This window comes from Paenibacillus sp. FSL R10-2778, from assembly GCF_038593035.1.
Lineage (GTDB): Bacteria > Bacillota > Bacilli > Paenibacillales > Paenibacillaceae > Paenibacillus_AQ > Paenibacillus_AQ odorifer.
This window is the reverse complement of sequence record NZ_CP151956.1, coordinates 4,374,406-4,390,917: the sequence shown is the minus strand read 5'-3', so window position 1 is coordinate 4,390,917 and position 16,512 is coordinate 4,374,406. Positions and strand designations below refer to the sequence as shown.

Sequence of the window (16,512 nt, the reverse complement as noted above, 5' to 3'; positions counted from 1 at the left end):
AATATAGTATAAAAAAGCTTGAACGGTATGGAAGGGAATGTAACTAACCAATCCATTCTTAACTAATAATTGTATACAATTATACAAATATATTATTGGGATTCGGACCCCACAGATTATCGATGAGGAGCAGTATAGAAATGGCGATACGATCACGAAGGTTATCAAAGGATAATACCTACTATGAATTAAAACAAAAAATTATTGATAGCGAGTTTGAACCGAATCAACCTGTAAATGAAGAAAATTTGGCGGCCTTGCTCGGGGTCAGCCGCACACCTCTAAGAGAGGCGATACAGAGACTGGAGAACGAGGATTTTCTGGTTCGACAGCCAAATGGAAGACTGCGGGTAGCTTCAGTAACCCTTAAAGAGGTTGAAGAAATATTTCTTATTCGCAGCATGCTTGAAGGCTATATTGCAAGAAGTGCAGCTAAGCATGCCACAGAGAAAGATATTGTGAATTTAACGACGATGATTACAAAAATGAAACACTCGTTCCAGCTTGGTGATAATCAGAATTTTGTTACATATGGATTTGAGTTCCATGATTATTTGTCAGAAATCAGCGAACTAAAAACCTTCGAGAAGGTTCTGAATCAATTAAGAGATCATTCGCTTCGTTATTGTCGATTCGTCTCTATGCATGGGGATTGGAACACACAAGCGGATGAAGAACATGATCTTATTTTACAAATGATCGCTGCTAAAAATGAAGATGGTGCTGAAAAAGCCATGCAAGATCATATTTTAAGCAGTCTATCGACTGCGCTTGATCGCATCAAAGGGATTGAAGAAAAGCTGGAAGCATAACGAAAGGGGAGACATCACCTATGAAACCACTAAATGAGGTTGAGCAAGCTTTAGCTAATCAATTAATAGAGGTTCGCAGAAACCTGCATCGTGAGCCTGAATTAGCGTATGAAGAGTTTAAAACCACAACAAAATTACGGGAATGGCTGACCCAAGCCAATATTCACATCCTTGACTTACCTTTACAAACCGGACTCATCGCAGAGATCGGGCAGGGTCAGGGACCCATAGTGGCCATTCGTTGTGATATTGATGCACTTCCCATAGAGGAACAAACTGAATTGTCCTTTGCCTCAGAGATCCCAGGAAAGATGCATGCCTGTGGTCACGATTTTCACACGGCTACTATTTTAGGTGCTGCATTATTATTAAAGGATCGTGAAAATGAACTACCTGGAAAGGTTAGAGTATTGTTTCAACCCGCGGAAGAAACAGGGCATGGGGCGGAAAGCGTCTTAGCCTCGGGAGGACTCCAGGATGTGGCGGCTATATTTGGTCTCCATAATTCACCTGACTTGCCTACGGGAGCTTTTGGAACAAGAACAGGAGCTTTAACAGCCGGTGTTGACCGGTTTGAAATTACAATAAAAGGTGTCGGCGCTCATGCTGCTTATCCTGAAAAAGGTGTGGATACGATTGTAACTGCGGCTCAGATCATTACCGCACTACAAACCATCGTAAGTCGCCAAAACAGCACCACGGAACCAGTAGTGTTAAGTGTTACCCGAATTAATGGAGGCTTCACATGGAATGTATTGCCGGAAAAAGTCGAATTAGAAGGTACAGTAAGAACTTACAATGAAGAGATTCGCCGCAATATTCCAATACAAATGACTCGTCTTATCGAAGGGATTGCTGCGGGAGCTGGGGCAGAGGCCCAGTTACACTGGTATCCAGGTCCACCCGCAACGATAAATCATGGGGAATGGGCGGACTTTACCAAAGAGATCGCCTCAGATTTCGGCTATGAAGTACATGATATTCCTCCACAGATGGGTGGAGAAGATTTCTCTTTTTATTTACAACAGATACCGGGTGCTTTTGTGAATATAGGATCAGGTCCAGCCTATCCCTTACATCACCCTCGTTTCGATGTTGATGAAGCTGCGATATTGCCAGCTGCTAAGTACTTCGCTTTATTGGCAGAACAAGCGCTGGTGAAGTCGCAAGAGGAAGCTTAATCCTAAAGATGATTGAGGGGAATGGAAATGATTGAATTAAAGAATGTTTACAAATCGTTCACTCGGAAAGGGACCACTATTGATGCTCTTAAGGGAATCGATTTAAAGGTCGAGAAAGGCGATATATTCGGGGTTATCGGCTATAGCGGTGCTGGGAAAAGTACATTAATTCGTTTAGTCAATTATTTGGAAAGACCCACCAAAGGACAAGTTATGGTCGCTGGACGTGATTTGGGAACATACAACGATAAAGAGTTGCGTACCGCTAAGAAAAATATCGGAATGATTTTTCAACATTTTAATCTATTAGAATCTAAAAAAGTATTTGATAATGTGGCGATCCCTCTAGTTCTCCTGAAAAAGAATAAAAATGAAATCCGCCAGCGGGTAATGGAGCTGCTAGAGTTTGTTGGATTAAGTGACAAAGCGGGGAGTTACCCGAGTGAGCTATCAGGTGGTCAGAAGCAACGTGTCGGGATTGCCAGAGCGCTTGCCTCGAATCCGTCTATCCTTTTATGTGACGAAGCGACCTCTGCCTTAGATCCACAGACCACACATTCTATCTTACAGCTATTAAAAAAAATCAATGCTGAATACAACATTACCGTGATGATCATTACACATGAAATGTCCGTGATTCAAGAAATTTGTAACAAGGTAGCGGTCATGGAAGAAGGCCGGATTATTGAGCAAGGAAGTGTTCTGGATGTATTCGGAAGTCCAAAACATCTGACCACGCAAAATTTCGTGAAGACGGTTATTCAAAATAGCATGACCTCTAGCGTGCGGAAATCTATCAAAACAGAACCCGGAAGTCAGCTGTACAAGCTTAATTTTGTGGGAGCAAGTGCCTCTGAGCCTATCCTGTTTGAAATGATTCGCTCCTGCGATATAAAGGTCAATATTTTATTTGCGAATACGACGGAGATTCAAGAAACAACACTGGGAACAGTGATCATTCAATTCGATGGTGAGGCAGCAGAGATTAACAATGCATTATCTTTCTTAACAAGAAATGGAGTCGCTGTAGAGGAGGTAGAATCTAATGTTTTCGACCACAGTAACAGGTGATCAATTTCTGCAGGCGATTATAGAAACAATTCAAATGGTAGGGTTCTCCTTGTTTGTTGGTTCCCTGATTGGGATCCCATTTGGGATATTGCTTGTCATCACTCGTCCGGGTGGGGTTTTGGAGAACAAAGCGCTTTACGCCGTACTAAATCCAATTATCAACATCATTCGCTCATTGCCTTTTATTATTTTACTGGTTGCGATTGTGCCTTTCACACGATTGATTGTTCATACTTCAATTGGGACAAGCGCAGCGATCGTACCCTTGATTATCTATATCGCACCTTATATAGGACGGTTGGTAGAGAACTCACTGCTTGAAGTGAATCCGGGAATCCTTGAAGCCGCTGAGGCGATGGGAGCCACTCCTTTTCAAGTCATTTGGTACTTTTTATTGCCAGAGGCGGTTGGATCCTTAATCCTGTCTCTTACTACAGCGACGATTGGTTTGATAGGTGCAACTGCAATGGCTGGAACGGTAGGGGGAGGCGGCGTGGGAGACTTGGCGATTGTATATGGATACCAACGCTTTGACACTGTTGTCGTAGTAGCCACCGTGATTATCCTCATTATTTTAGTGCAAGGTATTCAGTCTTTAGGCAACACGCTAGCAAGAAAAATTCGCCGTTACTAGTTACTACATATTCTGGGAGGGATTCGACAGATGAGTGAATGGAGTAAGCAAGATCGTTTTAAAGCATTATTATCTGGAGAACGGGCGGATCGTCCAATCGGAAGTGGTTGGCGCCATTTTATCGACAAAGAACAAACTGCAGAGGATTTAGCAGAAACTACAATTTCTTTTACGAAAAAATATGATTGGGATTGGGTCAAGATTAATCCAAGAGCGACTTATCTGGCGGAAGCTTGGGGGAATCAATACGATTTTACGGATTATCAGACCGTATTTCCGAGACAGCAAACGACGGCTATTCCAACAGCGGCTAGTCTGTGGGATATCGACGTCAAAAAGGCAGTCCAGTCAGCCCCTTTGGCAGAGCATTTAGATGCGGTTAGAAAAATTCGTCAAGGGTTACCAGACACCCCGCTAATCCAAACGGTATTTTCACCATTAACAGTATTGCTATTTATTGTAGGGCGTTCTGCTTACGTTACTAAAACGGTGTTTGGTATTGAGCACCCGGTAACTTTGGAATCCTTGTTTAAAGAACATCGAGCGGCAGCACATCATGCGCTACATGCGATTTCCTTAACCTTAGCCGATTATGTACAAGAGTTACAGCAAGCGGGTTCTGACGGTTTGTTCTACGCAGTGACGGGCACAGCTCACCCAGGATTATTTGATGAAGCTATGTTTGACGAACTGTCCAGACCTTATGATTCTATTGTGTTAGAAGCAGCAAGCTATGGAAAAAACATTCTTCATACTTGTGGAGCCTACGCCCAGCCTGAGAAGTTCAACGATTATCGGATTGACGGGATCAGTTGGGATACGATAGCCGAGGGGAATCCAGGGTTAGAGGCAAATCTCAAGGCTACTAAAGTGGGTGGAGTCGATCATGGGTTGTTTGCGGTAAACGATATTGCCCAAATCAAGCAGCAGGCTGAAGATGCATTAAAGTTAATGAAAGACCAGCCGTTTATTCTATCTCCAAATTGCGCAATCCCACTCAATGTGACGGATGAGGCGTTGGCACAATTTAAAAAATCTATATTGGAATAGGGGAAATAAGTATGAAAAAGTTAATGTTAGTGATGATGATAGGTGTTCTTGCAGTGTTGACGGCTTGTGGCAATAAAGAGGCGGGGGATTCTGGAGATAAGAAAAAGCTTACCGTTGGATTTGGTGTCGGAACCTATGAGGAACAATTCCGCCAATCGATTCTACCGATTCTAGAGAAACAAGGGTATTCCGTTGACATTAAAACCTTCTCGCAAAACATGCAGGTCAATCCAGCAATGAAGGAAGGCTCCATTGACGCAAGCATATTCCAAAGTACAGCTTATATGGAGGCCATTAACGAAGAAATCAATGCAGATATGGTCGGAATTGCTTATGTTCCAGGTGCTCCACAAGGTCTTTATTCTGTAAATCATACCACGCTAGACGATGTTAAAGACGGTACAACCGTAGCTGTTCCGAACGATCCGGTAAACCAAGAGCGTGCACTGCGTATTCTGGAAGAATTGGGTTGGGTCAAAATTAAAGAAGGGGCAGGCGTAGCGGATTTTAATATTAATAGTATGGAACCGGATAAATATAATATTGATATTAAAATATTGGACCCCGCTCAAATCCTTGTCTCCCTTCAAGATGTTGATTATGGCGTTGTAAATGGTAATTATATTGCTAATTCGGACAGAAAGATTACGGATGCTTTGAAAATAGAAAACACACCTATGGAACACAGAATTATCGTATCGGTTAATAAAAAGGATGAAAATTCTCAGTGGGCTAAAGATTTGAAAGCTGCTTATGAATCCAAAGAGTTTGAAGAATATATTCTTGGATTAGAAAAATATGATGGTTTCATTCTACCTGAAGCTTGGGACAACAATTAATTAAGGAAGTGAACGAAGTGACCAAAGAAAAGATTCATTTTATTGGTGGCGGACAGATGGCGGAAGCGATCATCCGCGCATGTATAGCGAATAACACCTTGTCTGTAAATCAAATTTGTGTATCGGATATTAATGAAGCGCGTCTGCAGTTTTTAAATACCAAATACGGTGTAGATACGAAGAGTTCGCAAGAGCATAACCTGTCTACAGCAGATGTGATTGTAGTGGCAGTTCGCCCACAGGATGATTTAACTACCCTTGGTCAAAACGTACAACAATTCGCTACAGCTTCTGCCGCAATCGTATCGATTGTGGCGGGTGTGACGAATGATCAGTTAGCTGGTTATTTTGGAGCTGAACGGCCCATTATCCGGGTTATCCCCAATACTTTGACCGATACAGGATATGGCTATAGTGGTGTAGCGTTAAATGCTTATGCTACTCGTGATCAAGTGGAGCATTTCCTACTCGGCTTTGGAAAAGTACAATATCTGGATGAGGCGTTAATGGATGTTTTCACTGGATTTGGTGTGGCGGGTCCTAACTATATCTATTATTTCATTGAATCTCTCGTAGATGCAGGTGTACTTGCCGGACTGCCGCGTGACCAAGCCTGGAAGGTTGCACTGGAGAATATGATGGGCTCGGTAGCAATGCTGCAACAGACAGGGCTGCATCCACGACAGCTGCTGGATATTAATAATTCACCTGGCGGTGTCGGCATGCATGGCTTGTACGAATTAAACAACAGTGATTTCGCAGCGGGTCTGCAAAGAAGTGTTCTGGCAGCCGTAAAACGTACTACTGAGCTGGGAGTGAAGTAATCATGGCAACGATGAAATGGGATCATTTAGTTCACTATGTCAATGATTTGGCCAAACCGGTTGAGATCTTTGGAGCTCATGGATTGGTTGCTTTTAAGGGAGGCTCTCATAAAGATTGGGGAACCTATAATGCCTTAAGTTACTTTGGGCTAACCTATCTCGAGTTTCTGGGCATTGAGAATCTTGAGCTGGCAAAGGCAACTGAACATAATTTAGTGGTGAAAGATGCAGTAAAACTTCTACCAGAACATGAAGTTCTAAGTAGAGTAGTCATCCGGACGGATGATATTGAAGAAGTAGCGGCTTCCCTGAAAGCAGCAGGCTTATCATTATCTCCAATTATCGATGGTAAGCGTCTAGATAACGAGGGAAGATTAATAGAGTGGCGGATGATGACCATTGCTGGTGACTTTGGGGGACTGGTCTATCCGTTCATCATTCAATGGATCGGAACGGATACAGAGCGAGTGGAAAGATTAACATCATCTGGAGTCATTAAACCTCATCCTGCGGGAGAAGTCGAAATCGTCCGTGCTGTATTTCATGTCTCCGATCCTGAAGCTGCAGCCAACCATTGGGGAACCATATTCGGACTGCCTGTTACGAAGTCAGAGGATGATACCTTCAGCCTTAAGATTGGCGATAGATCATTTGCTTTCGTGCAAGGAGACGAGAACCAATTCAAGCAGGTGGTTTTTGAAACGGATTCGTTAGAGCTGAAAGGGAAGACGATTTCGATTGGTGATGGGGAGTATGTTTTCGTTTAAGGGACTAGTAACGTTATAACTTTAGAAATAAAGACTTACTTGAAGGGATCGATACCTCGAGTAAGTCTTTTTGCTATTCACCGAAGGTACTAATGATGCTGGCATTTTTTTGTTTTAATCAATTTGTAAGATTTATTGAATTCCATTATATGGTACGATGTCCATGATATAAAAGGAGGTGAAGATAATCGGTGCAGAACAAAAATACGTGGCCCATTTCCTCGCCGGATAAGCTTAATGTGGATCTAGCGTAGATAAAAAACTTTGATTATGCCTCTAAATTTATATTACTATAGACATTTTTCACTTGCCTGGCGCTATGAATTTTGATAAACATAATGGATAAATTTAGATATTACATATGGAGGTAATTACGGATGAAAACTCACTATTACTTAGATTGGTTTTATGATAAGGGCTTTTCTGAGAAGCTAGTCAATGTGTTGCATGAGGATATAACAGACAGAAAATCGCTTGTTATGATTAGCGCTGAATCGTCTGATTTTAGTGATGAACAAGTTAATATTGATAGTGTTTTTGAAAGGACATGGTTTAATCAGGCTAACATTTATTTTGATGAATATCATTTCATTGATGACCGCACGCAGAAGGAAGATGCCCAGCGATTAATTCAAAACGCCTCTGTCGTTTTTTTATGTGGTGGAACCGCTCGGGACCAAAAGCACCTTTTGACGGAATATGAATTATCGGATTTGATTAAAAAAAGCAATGCTGTTGTAATGGGAACAAGTGCTGGTGGGATGAACATGTCTGATGAATATGTGGATGAATGCACTGTTTGTGAAGGTATGGCTCTTAATCACTTTTCTTTTGAAGCTCATTTTGATCATGATAACACCGCAATGATTGAGGAGCGTTTCCCTTTATCAAATAAAATGGATATTTATGTGGCGGCAGACAAAGATGGTGCTGTACGTGTGAAGGGCAACAAAATCGACATTATAGGCAATGTATATTTAATTTCCCACTCAAAGATTCAGAAATTGGCTGAGACGCTCTAATTATGGTTGAGTGGTTGTGACACTGACGGTTAACTGAATGGTATTTGTTTTGAGTCCCTATTTGACAGCACCTTACGAGCAAATCGAGTTGATTACTCCTGCGAAAAAGGAAGATTACGCATAACGCGCATACGATGTTCAAGCCAGCAACATTCGATCTTGAATTTATATCATTCGAGATCCATGTGAAGTTATCGAAATCTGCGATGGTAAGGATATGAAGTTTTAAGTGAAGAAGCGTTTGATACACTGAGAGGAGAAATCAAGTCTCTTTTCTTATGTACTGGGTCTAGAAAGGAGTGAATAAGCAATGGAGTGGAAAGGCGATGCAAATGCCAATAAAAAAAGAGAGTCTCAGTTCACTGAGGAACTATCGGAGTCACAATTATCGGCTTTAGAATATGTTACGAATTACGCGCGAACTCGAAAAAGTGAAGCAGTTCAGACCATCCATGAAATTCTTCAAATGTCTAATGTGGATCGGGAAGAGTTTGAAGATGCTGTGGTCAAAATAAAGTCACATGCGAAGATTGCTCTACATTTCCATCCAGATCGACTAGATCCGGTAAAGAAAAGTGTTGCAGAGGCGCTATTGGAGCAAGGCGTGTACAAGAGCCAATTTGAGACCTTGTTATCCAGTGGTAGTGTATCAGCCTATTCTGGTGGTCCACGTGATTTGTGGGAGGAAAGACTATTTGTAGGGGCATACCAACAAGAGGGTGTTTCGAATAGCGAACGCCCTAAATATGGCGCTCTTGATTTGATGCGTCATTCGGATGGGCCAGCTCCGCGCTTTGGCTCCTGCTATTTCCTCCTATCCCCTGAGGTTTCTTATCGCAGTACATACACCTATATGGATTCGCATCAAAACCCTGTACAGAAAGGAACATTTGCAGAATTTGATGATATGATGGCGGCATTACTAGAGGAGATTTTCTTAAGAGATTCCGCTCTAGGGGAAAAAGATCTTCGATCACAAAAATTAGTTGACCATCTTCGGGTCAACCTCACAATGCCGTTTTCAGACTCTTCAAAATGTGAAGCTAAACGTAATCTTAACCACTATATTGAAGCGCAAGTTCATGGAAACATCCGTCTTAAGGAAGATGTGGAAATCTTAGTAGCCGATCCTTCATTCAAGGGCACTCCAACAGGGCAAATCCTGGAGCAAATATGTTTACAGTATGCCATCCAACTCTATTGGCACATGGGATTCGCGATGTGGGTAGACGAAGTGCCTTCAGATTTTAGAGGGCCTACGATGCCCTCTTTGGCTAAGCGTATTGCTCATCACGGTTATATTGATGCGAGCATGATTGGATCTGCTGCTATGCACTTAAAGCATGATCCTGCAGCTTGGCGTGACCGAGGAACCGAAAAAGAAGTACTTCAAGAATTAAAACTCTTATGGCATGTTTTGGTACGGTACGGAAAGCCGCTCCGAAACTTTAAGTTGTAAGAAGCCAATGTTATTTAACTCCTCCTAATAAATATTGGTGGGAGTTTTTTTGCATGTGGAAATTTTCTCGATTTGGTAGATTTACAAAATATGGAATATATGCTATCTTATCTATGAAAGCGCATCCAAGAGATGGTATATTGAACTTTTATTTACCATATTTAACATAGGGAGGAAAGGTGGAAATGAAAAATTTGCTCAAGAAGGCAATCACAATGATGCTGGCATTTACTCTGCTACTTGGATTGATGACAGCGCCGCCCGTTCATGCAGACAACGCACTTTTCACAATTGAAAGCGAAAACGCTCAGCTCACCTCCGATCTTCAAGTGACTACCCAAATTTACGGACAGCCCAAACCCGGATACTCTGGAAGCGGATTTGTCTGGATGCAGAATTCCGGTACAATTTCCTTCACAGTGACTGTCCCAGAAACCGGCATGTATACGATCTCTACACGTTATATGCAGGAGCTCAGTGCTGACGGAAGGCTTCAATCTTTAGCCGTTAACGGCGTTACGAAGGGTTCGTATATGCTGCCCTATAAGACCACATGGTCGAATTTCGATTTTGGCTATCACAAGCTGAATCAAGGCAGCAACACTATTCAACTGAAGGCCGGCTGGGGTTTCGCTTATTTTGATACCTTCACTGTGGATTATGCCGATCTTGATCCCCTGGATGTGCAACCTGTCCTCAGCGATACTCAAGCGACTCCGGAAACTCAGCTTCTGATGAATTATTTAACGGAGGTTTACGGCAATCATATGATCTCCGGCCAGCAGGAGATTTACGGAGGCGGAAATGACGGCAATTCCGAGCTGGAGTTTGATTGGATTCACAATTTAACGGGAAAGTATCCGGCGATCCGCGGATTTGATCTGATGAACTACAATCCGCTTTACGGCTGGGAGGATGGTACGACCGCCCGGATGATCGATTGGGTGAATAACCGGGGCGGGATCGCGACAAACAGCTGGCATATCACTGTACCCCGAGATTTCACCGCCTATCAGCTCGGGGAATTTGTAGATTGGAAGAAAGCCACCTACAAGCCGACAGAAACCAATTTTAATACAGCTAATGCGGTAGTTCCAGGTACGAAAGAATACCAATATGTACAACTGGCCATTGGGGATTTGGCGGAGCAACTGCAGATTCTGCAAAATAACAATGTGCCGGTTATCTTCAGACCCTTCCATGAGGCGGAGGGCAACGGTGGATTGAATGGAGAAGGTGCATGGTTCTGGTGGGCTTCGGCAGGCTCGGAGGTGTACAAGCAGTTGTGGGACCTGCTCTATACTGAACTTACAGAAACGTACGGTCTGCACAATTTGATCTGGACCTACAACAGCTATGTGTACAGCACTTCTCCCGCATGGTATCCCGGCGATGATCAGGTGGATATTGTAGGTTATGATAAATACAACACGATCTATAACCGCTATGACGGTTTGTCTGGTGTCCCCAATGAGGACGCGATTACCTCGATTTTCTATCAGCTTGTTGATTTAACCGGCGGTACGAAAATGGTAGCCATGACGGAGAACGACACCGTTCCAAGCGTTCAGAATCTGACAGAGGAAAAATCGGGCTGGCTCTATTTCTTACCGTGGTATGGTGAGCATCTCATGAGTTCCGCCTTTAATTATCCGGCTACCTTAACAACGCTGTACCAAAGCAATTATGTAATCACGCTCGATGAGCTGCCTGATTTGAAGGTTAACAATCCAATTCCAAGTGCGTCTATCACACCTGCAAACGTCGAATTTGATAAAAATGCCTCCAATCAGAATGACAAAGCCATCACCGTGAATTCAAACGGCAATACGTTAACCGCTCTCCGGACAGGCGCCAATGCATTGACAGCGACTCAGGATTATACCTTGAGTGGAAATACGCTGCTGCTCAAAAAAGCATTTCTGGCGACACTGCCGGTTGGCGAGCATTCGATCATCTTTGATTTTAATAAAGGACAAGATCCCGTATTAAAAGTGAAAATTGTCGATTCCACGCCAAGCGCATCCATTGCGCCCGTGAGCGCTGCATTTGATAAAGCGGCGAATCTAGCCCAGGATATTTCCGTAGCCCTTACCTTAAATGGACACCAGCTTGCAAGTATCACAAATGGAAATTCCACACTTTTAGCGAGTCAGGATTATACGGCATCAAGCGCTGCTGTTGTTCTGAAAAAATCCTATCTTTCCACGCTGCCGCTGGGACAGAATACCCTAACCTTTCATTTTAATGGAGGAAATAATGCTGTTCTTACAGTGAACGTAGCGGATAGCAGTGTTCCAGTACCCACTGGAGATTTGACGGTCCAAGCTTTTAATGGCAACACAAGTGCCTCCACCAACGGGATTTCACCCAAAATCAAAGTAGTCAATACCGGTGATTCAGCGATTCAACTAAGTGATGTGAAGGTCCGGTATTACTATACGATTGATGGCGAGAAAGATCAGAGTTTCTGGATCGACTGGGCCAGCATCGGAAATGCGAATGTAACCGGCAATTTCGTTAAGCTGGCGACTCCTGTTGCCAGTGCAGATTATGTTTTGGAAATTGGTTTCACGAGTTCGGCTGGAATACTTAATCCAGGTCAGAGCGCAGAAATTCAAACCCGTTTCTCCAAAACCGACTGGTCCAATTACAACCAGGCTAATGATTATTCGTTCAAGGCATCCAGCAGTCAGTTCATAAATAATGAACAGGTCACCGGGTATATGAATGGTCAGCTTGTGTGGGGGATTGAGCCGTAAGCTTTTAATGAAAAAAGGTATCTTTGTGTAATACAAAGATACCTTTTTTCATTTTGGGAAGAAGCAGGGAGTGCAATGGGAGAACCATTTCTGAAGTAGCCAGATTGCTCGATGATCAGTTTCTGGAGAAGGAAAAGCTTGAATTGAGCGAGATTACCATCGACTGTGTTGGCGTAATTGCAGAACTGGAGCAAAGAAATTATGTTGAAATTAGAGAATTGGGTGCTTGTGAGGAATTTTTGTAGCCAGCCGCGGTTCTCCTGAGTCGTTCCTATGGTGTGCAATGTCGCATTAATCCGGCTGCAATGTCGCAAAAGTACATGGAAATAGAGTATGAAGATAGATTATAATCGCTTTATTGATCTGATAATGAAAATCATTATCATACATAAGGGGGAGTCAGCATGAAAAGAACAAAGAAGAGGCAAGCAACCGGTAGAAAGGTAGATGCTGCCCAAAAAGCAGGACTATTAATGATATGGATGATGGCACTGGTACTTGTGCTAACGGCTTGCGGTACTGGAGGTGGAGCAAATGCGGGCACTGCCGCACTGCCATCTGCTTCAGCCGAGCCGTCACCTACATCTGAGACACAGGCTCAGACTGCAGCCTTCCCGGTTACCATCTCGCATATGAAGGGTGAATATACGCTGACTGAGAAGCCGAAGGTCATCGCCGCGCTTGATGTGAAATTCGTCGATCAATTGTTAGCGATAGGCGAGCATCCGGCAGGCAGCGTTGTGGCTGGAGCGAAAGATGCAAAGTTTCCAGAATATTTAAGTGAACAATTGGGTGATGTGAAGGTCCTGGGCACACGCGATGAGCCCAATCTTGAAGCTATTGTAGCGATGAATCCGGATCTTATATTGATGACCGACTTTCAGGAGCAGGTGTATGACAGCGTCAGTAAAATAGCGCCCACAATAGTACTCGACTTCTATGAAGATTGGCGGGATACATCGGCTACCATCGGTATGATAACGGGCAAGCAGGCGGAGGCGAAGGTAGTGCGTCAAGCCTACGAGGACAAAATCGCCGGACTGCGGGAGCAGCTGTCGGCGAAGCTGGGCGACGAAACGGTAGCTCTAATTCGCCCAAGACCGGAAGGTATTCGCGTACACGGTCCCGAACATCGGACCGGAAGCATTCTTTATGAGGATTTGGGATTGAATATCCCTGCATTCGTTCAGGAGATCAAAGATGATACCTCCGTTGAAATTTCGATGGAGACCATCGCTGATATCGGAGCAGATCACTATTTCCTGTTATCGGATGAATTGTTTGCCAAAGAGGCAGAGGCAATGGCGAACAGTCCGGTCTGGAAATCTCATGATGCCGTTAAAAATAACCGCGTATACAATGTGAATTCAACGCTATGGATCGCTTATTATGGGCCAATTGCCCTCAACATTATTGTAGATCAAACCGCGGAAGCGCTGTTGGGATCGCATTAAAATGGACAACTATCTGTCGTCTGCCACCTGGAAGCAAATGGCGGAGGAATACCGTCTGTGGGTAGGTGAACCGCCTGAAGGCAACGTTCGGACAATTGCCCTTAGCCAGTTGCACGAAGAAGCTGCATGCCGCGAGTATGTAAGCTGGCTTAAGGGTTATATCGGTGCGCCTGATCTGCAGGTTGCCGCTTCCATGCTGGCCAAGCGGATCGGTTATCTGTGGATCGCGCCGATCCTGACCGCTATGACCCTTCATAACCGGGAAGTCTCCATCCCGCTGGAGAACTGCTTCCTCTATCATCCTGCTTCCCCAGCTTTTAAAGGGGATACGCGTTTTCCTTTCCTTGCGCTGAACGGGCTTCGAGCGACGGCGGCACCCGAAGACAGGGAAGCGTGGCGAGAAGAGATCGTAGAGGAAATTTTCGCGGTACGTCTTGCGCCGATGCTGCATACGTTTGCTGCAATTGGTCCCGTCTCCATGGCAGTACTTTGGGAGAATATTATGGTACGTATTGCTCCGCTGTATTCTCCTGGAACAGGTGAATTAGGGCAAGAAAGGCAACGAATACAAGCAGATTTTGCCTTCCTGACCCGGATAGCTCCCGGACAATTGTTCGGCGCAAGACGCAATCCATTTACCCGGTTCACAGAGAACAATGACCTAGCTCCGGTTGCAAAAAAGAAACGTATCACCTGCTGTTTTTATTACAGGATGTCGGCGGAATATTGCGGGAAATGTCCGAAAATTGACAATGAGAATGAATCTCAATTAAAATGACAACAGCAACGCACTCACTTATGTTGCGGACGCGCTTTCACTAAAGTATGTAATCCTATTCGAGTGCACCCGTTTAACAGAGGATGCTATTGTCAGGAGATGAGAGAAATGCCGCTGAAAGAACAGGCAAGTTTATGGAGTGATACAACGATCAAGATGCTTGATGTGCGCAGCGGTACTTTGCCACCCGGCGGCGTTATGAGCGAAACCGGATTAACAGCTAATGTGTTGCTGCTGGCAGGCGGCGGGGAAGGTAGGCTTGTGATGAATGGCGAAATTTGCCATATCCAGGCCTATTTCGCTTGTCACGCAGTCAAGGGATCAGCATTTACTTTGACTGCTGGATCAGAAACCATTCATTATACCGTTATTATGTACAAGGCTTTTCCAATGTTGGGGGCTGCCCATGTTCTGTTTCCGCAGCGCAATCACCCGTTACGCACTTCATTTGTTCACCGTCCTGTGCTCCTGGCTGAACTGCATCAGACTGCGGAACAAATCGAAGCCAAATGGAGCCGGGGCGAAGGGCTGGAGCGTTTCCATGCGAATGCGCTACTGCAAGGAATGCTTTACGAGCTTATTATGGAGTATGAATGTGGTCAGAAAGGCACAGAGGCGGATATGGTGGATGTTGTCGCTGCCTATATAGCGGGGCATTATCGTCAGGAGCTGGAGCTTAAGGAGCTGGCAGCGCTTGCCGGATGCAGTACAAGACAGTTACAGCGGCGATTCAAACAGGAGAAGTTACTAGGACCGATGGAATATGTAATCCAGCTGCGGATGGAGAGTGCCGAGCGGATGTTGCGTCATACGGATGCTCCCATCGGCGAAATTGCAGAAAAAACGGGCTATCGCGACATGTATTACTTTAGCAGGGCATTTAAGAAATATCACGGAGTTCCCCCGCAGATCTACAGGCGCACTGCTGCTTCAGGGTTCGGTGCTCTCTTAGCATATTCTGGGCTGCCGGATCGCCTGGCCTCATCGTACCAGTCGCTGCAAGGCCCGGTAATTTGTCATATGCGAGGCGAATATTGCGTCACCGCTTCTCCGAGGCGTATCGCCGTACTCGACGTTCAATATGCAGACCATTTGCTTGCGCTTGGGATATCTCCGGCAGGGAGTGTAGGAACGGGTAGTGCAGCGTTAAAATTCCCCCAATATATCAGGGAAAGGCTTAAGACAACCGAAATGCTCGGAACTTATGAGTACCCGGACCTGCAAGCTGTTGAACGGCTGCGGCCGGATTTGATTGTTTGTACTGAGGTGCATGCCCAGCATTATGAACGGTTAAGCCGGATTGCTCCAACCCTAATGTTTCAACGGAATGAGAGCTGGCAGACGATTCTGGGCCTGTTCGGTGAATTGACGGACAAGCGGACAGAGGTGGAGCGTATTATTGCGGATTACCTGCGCCGAACAGCATTGCTGTCTGAGCAGCTTGCAACGGCGCTGGCGGGTCAGAGCGTGGCCTTGATCCGTCCGCGTGAGTCGCTGGTACGGGTGCATACTGCCTCCCATCGCACAGGTGCCGTGCTGTACCGGGATCTTGGTCTGCCAGCTCCTCTATTTGTCGCAGACACTTCCGACACGGCTTATCATATTACAGTTGATAGACTGCCGGCTGTGCATGCCAGCCATTATTTTTTACTTAGTAACGAGATGATGCAGGAGGGGATATCTGCGACAGAGCAAAGCGTCCGAGGGATGTTGGATTCCGATGAGCGGCCGTATATATACCCGGTAGATGCCGCTACATGGATCGGCTGCTACGGACCGACAGGTATCAATTACATTGTGGATCAGGTAGCCCGTACCTTGCTGGCCTGAGCGGTATCTAAGAGCAACCGCTAATTTCA

Annotated in this window: 15 protein-coding genes; all 15 read left to right on the top strand. The window is 44.7% G+C overall.

What is annotated here, in order from left to right; genetic code table 11:
- Nucleotides 1-140: 140 nt before the first annotated feature.
- Nucleotides 141-812, top strand: a complete 672-nt coding sequence (locus tag NST40_RS19850; RefSeq protein WP_052097124.1) for a GntR family transcriptional regulator — start codon at nucleotides 141-143, stop codon at nucleotides 810-812.
- Nucleotides 813-832: 20 nt separating this feature from the next.
- Nucleotides 833-1,993, top strand: coding sequence for an amidohydrolase (locus tag NST40_RS19845; RefSeq protein WP_076276172.1), 1,161 nt, complete (start codon nucleotides 833-835; stop codon nucleotides 1,991-1,993).
- 27 nt (nucleotides 1,994-2,020) lie between these two features.
- The gene (locus tag NST40_RS19840) at nucleotides 2,021-3,064 is read left to right on the top strand and encodes a methionine ABC transporter ATP-binding protein (protein WP_076276173.1); all 1,044 of its coding nucleotides are present in this window, start codon (nucleotides 2,021-2,023) and stop codon (nucleotides 3,062-3,064) included.
- A complete protein-coding gene (locus NST40_RS19835) occupies nucleotides 3,039-3,698 on the top strand; it encodes a methionine ABC transporter permease (protein WP_036688669.1) in 660 nt (219 codons plus the stop codon). The genes NST40_RS19840 and NST40_RS19835 overlap by 26 nt, the downstream gene beginning before the upstream one ends.
- Nucleotides 3,699-3,728: 30 nt before the next feature.
- On the top strand, nucleotides 3,729-4,748 hold the full coding sequence (locus NST40_RS19830) for a uroporphyrinogen decarboxylase family protein (RefSeq protein ID WP_076276174.1): 1,020 nt from the start codon (nucleotides 3,729-3,731) through the stop codon (nucleotides 4,746-4,748).
- Nucleotides 4,749-4,759: 11 nt separating this feature from the next.
- Nucleotides 4,760-5,587, top strand: a complete 828-nt coding sequence (locus NST40_RS19825) for a MetQ/NlpA family ABC transporter substrate-binding protein (protein WP_076141012.1) — start codon at nucleotides 4,760-4,762, stop codon at nucleotides 5,585-5,587.
- A gap of 17 nt (nucleotides 5,588-5,604) precedes the next feature.
- Nucleotides 5,605-6,411 carry a pyrroline-5-carboxylate reductase gene (proC, locus tag NST40_RS19820; RefSeq protein ID WP_076276175.1) on the top strand — a complete coding sequence of 269 codons (807 nt, stop codon included), beginning with the start codon at nucleotides 5,605-5,607 and terminating at the stop codon, nucleotides 6,409-6,411.
- A gap of 2 nt (nucleotides 6,412-6,413) precedes the next feature.
- Nucleotides 6,414-7,178 (top strand): VOC family protein, encoded by a 765-nt coding sequence (locus NST40_RS19815; protein WP_076276176.1) that lies wholly within the window; start codon nucleotides 6,414-6,416, stop codon nucleotides 7,176-7,178.
- Nucleotides 7,179-7,555: 377 nt separating this feature from the next.
- Nucleotides 7,556-8,200, top strand: coding sequence for a Type 1 glutamine amidotransferase-like domain-containing protein (locus tag NST40_RS19810; RefSeq protein WP_076182759.1), 645 nt, complete (start codon nucleotides 7,556-7,558; stop codon nucleotides 8,198-8,200).
- Between the two features lie 310 nt (nucleotides 8,201-8,510).
- Nucleotides 8,511-9,659 carry a DUF3626 domain-containing protein gene (locus tag NST40_RS19805; protein WP_076276177.1) on the top strand — a complete coding sequence of 383 codons (1,149 nt, stop codon included), beginning with the start codon at nucleotides 8,511-8,513 and terminating at the stop codon, nucleotides 9,657-9,659.
- 185 nt (nucleotides 9,660-9,844) lie between these two features.
- Entirely contained in the window at nucleotides 9,845-12,421 is a 2,577-nt protein-coding gene (locus NST40_RS19800) for a glycosyl hydrolase (RefSeq protein ID WP_076276178.1), read from the top strand.
- Nucleotides 12,422-12,474: 53 nt separating this feature from the next.
- Nucleotides 12,475-12,666, top strand: coding sequence for a hypothetical protein (locus NST40_RS19795; protein WP_143761879.1), 192 nt, complete (start codon nucleotides 12,475-12,477; stop codon nucleotides 12,664-12,666).
- Nucleotides 12,667-12,825: 159 nt separating this feature from the next.
- Entirely contained in the window at nucleotides 12,826-13,875 is a 1,050-nt protein-coding gene (locus NST40_RS19790; protein WP_076276179.1) for an iron-siderophore ABC transporter substrate-binding protein, read from the top strand.
- 1 nt (nucleotide 13,876) lies between these two features.
- The gene (locus tag NST40_RS19785; protein WP_076276180.1) at nucleotides 13,877-14,653 is read left to right on the top strand and encodes an IucA/IucC family C-terminal-domain containing protein; all 777 of its coding nucleotides are present in this window, start codon (nucleotides 13,877-13,879) and stop codon (nucleotides 14,651-14,653) included.
- Between the two features lie 108 nt (nucleotides 14,654-14,761).
- Nucleotides 14,762-16,483 (top strand): helix-turn-helix domain-containing protein, encoded by a 1,722-nt coding sequence (locus NST40_RS19780; RefSeq protein ID WP_076276181.1) that lies wholly within the window; start codon nucleotides 14,762-14,764, stop codon nucleotides 16,481-16,483.
- Nucleotides 16,484-16,512: the final 29 nt, after the last annotated feature.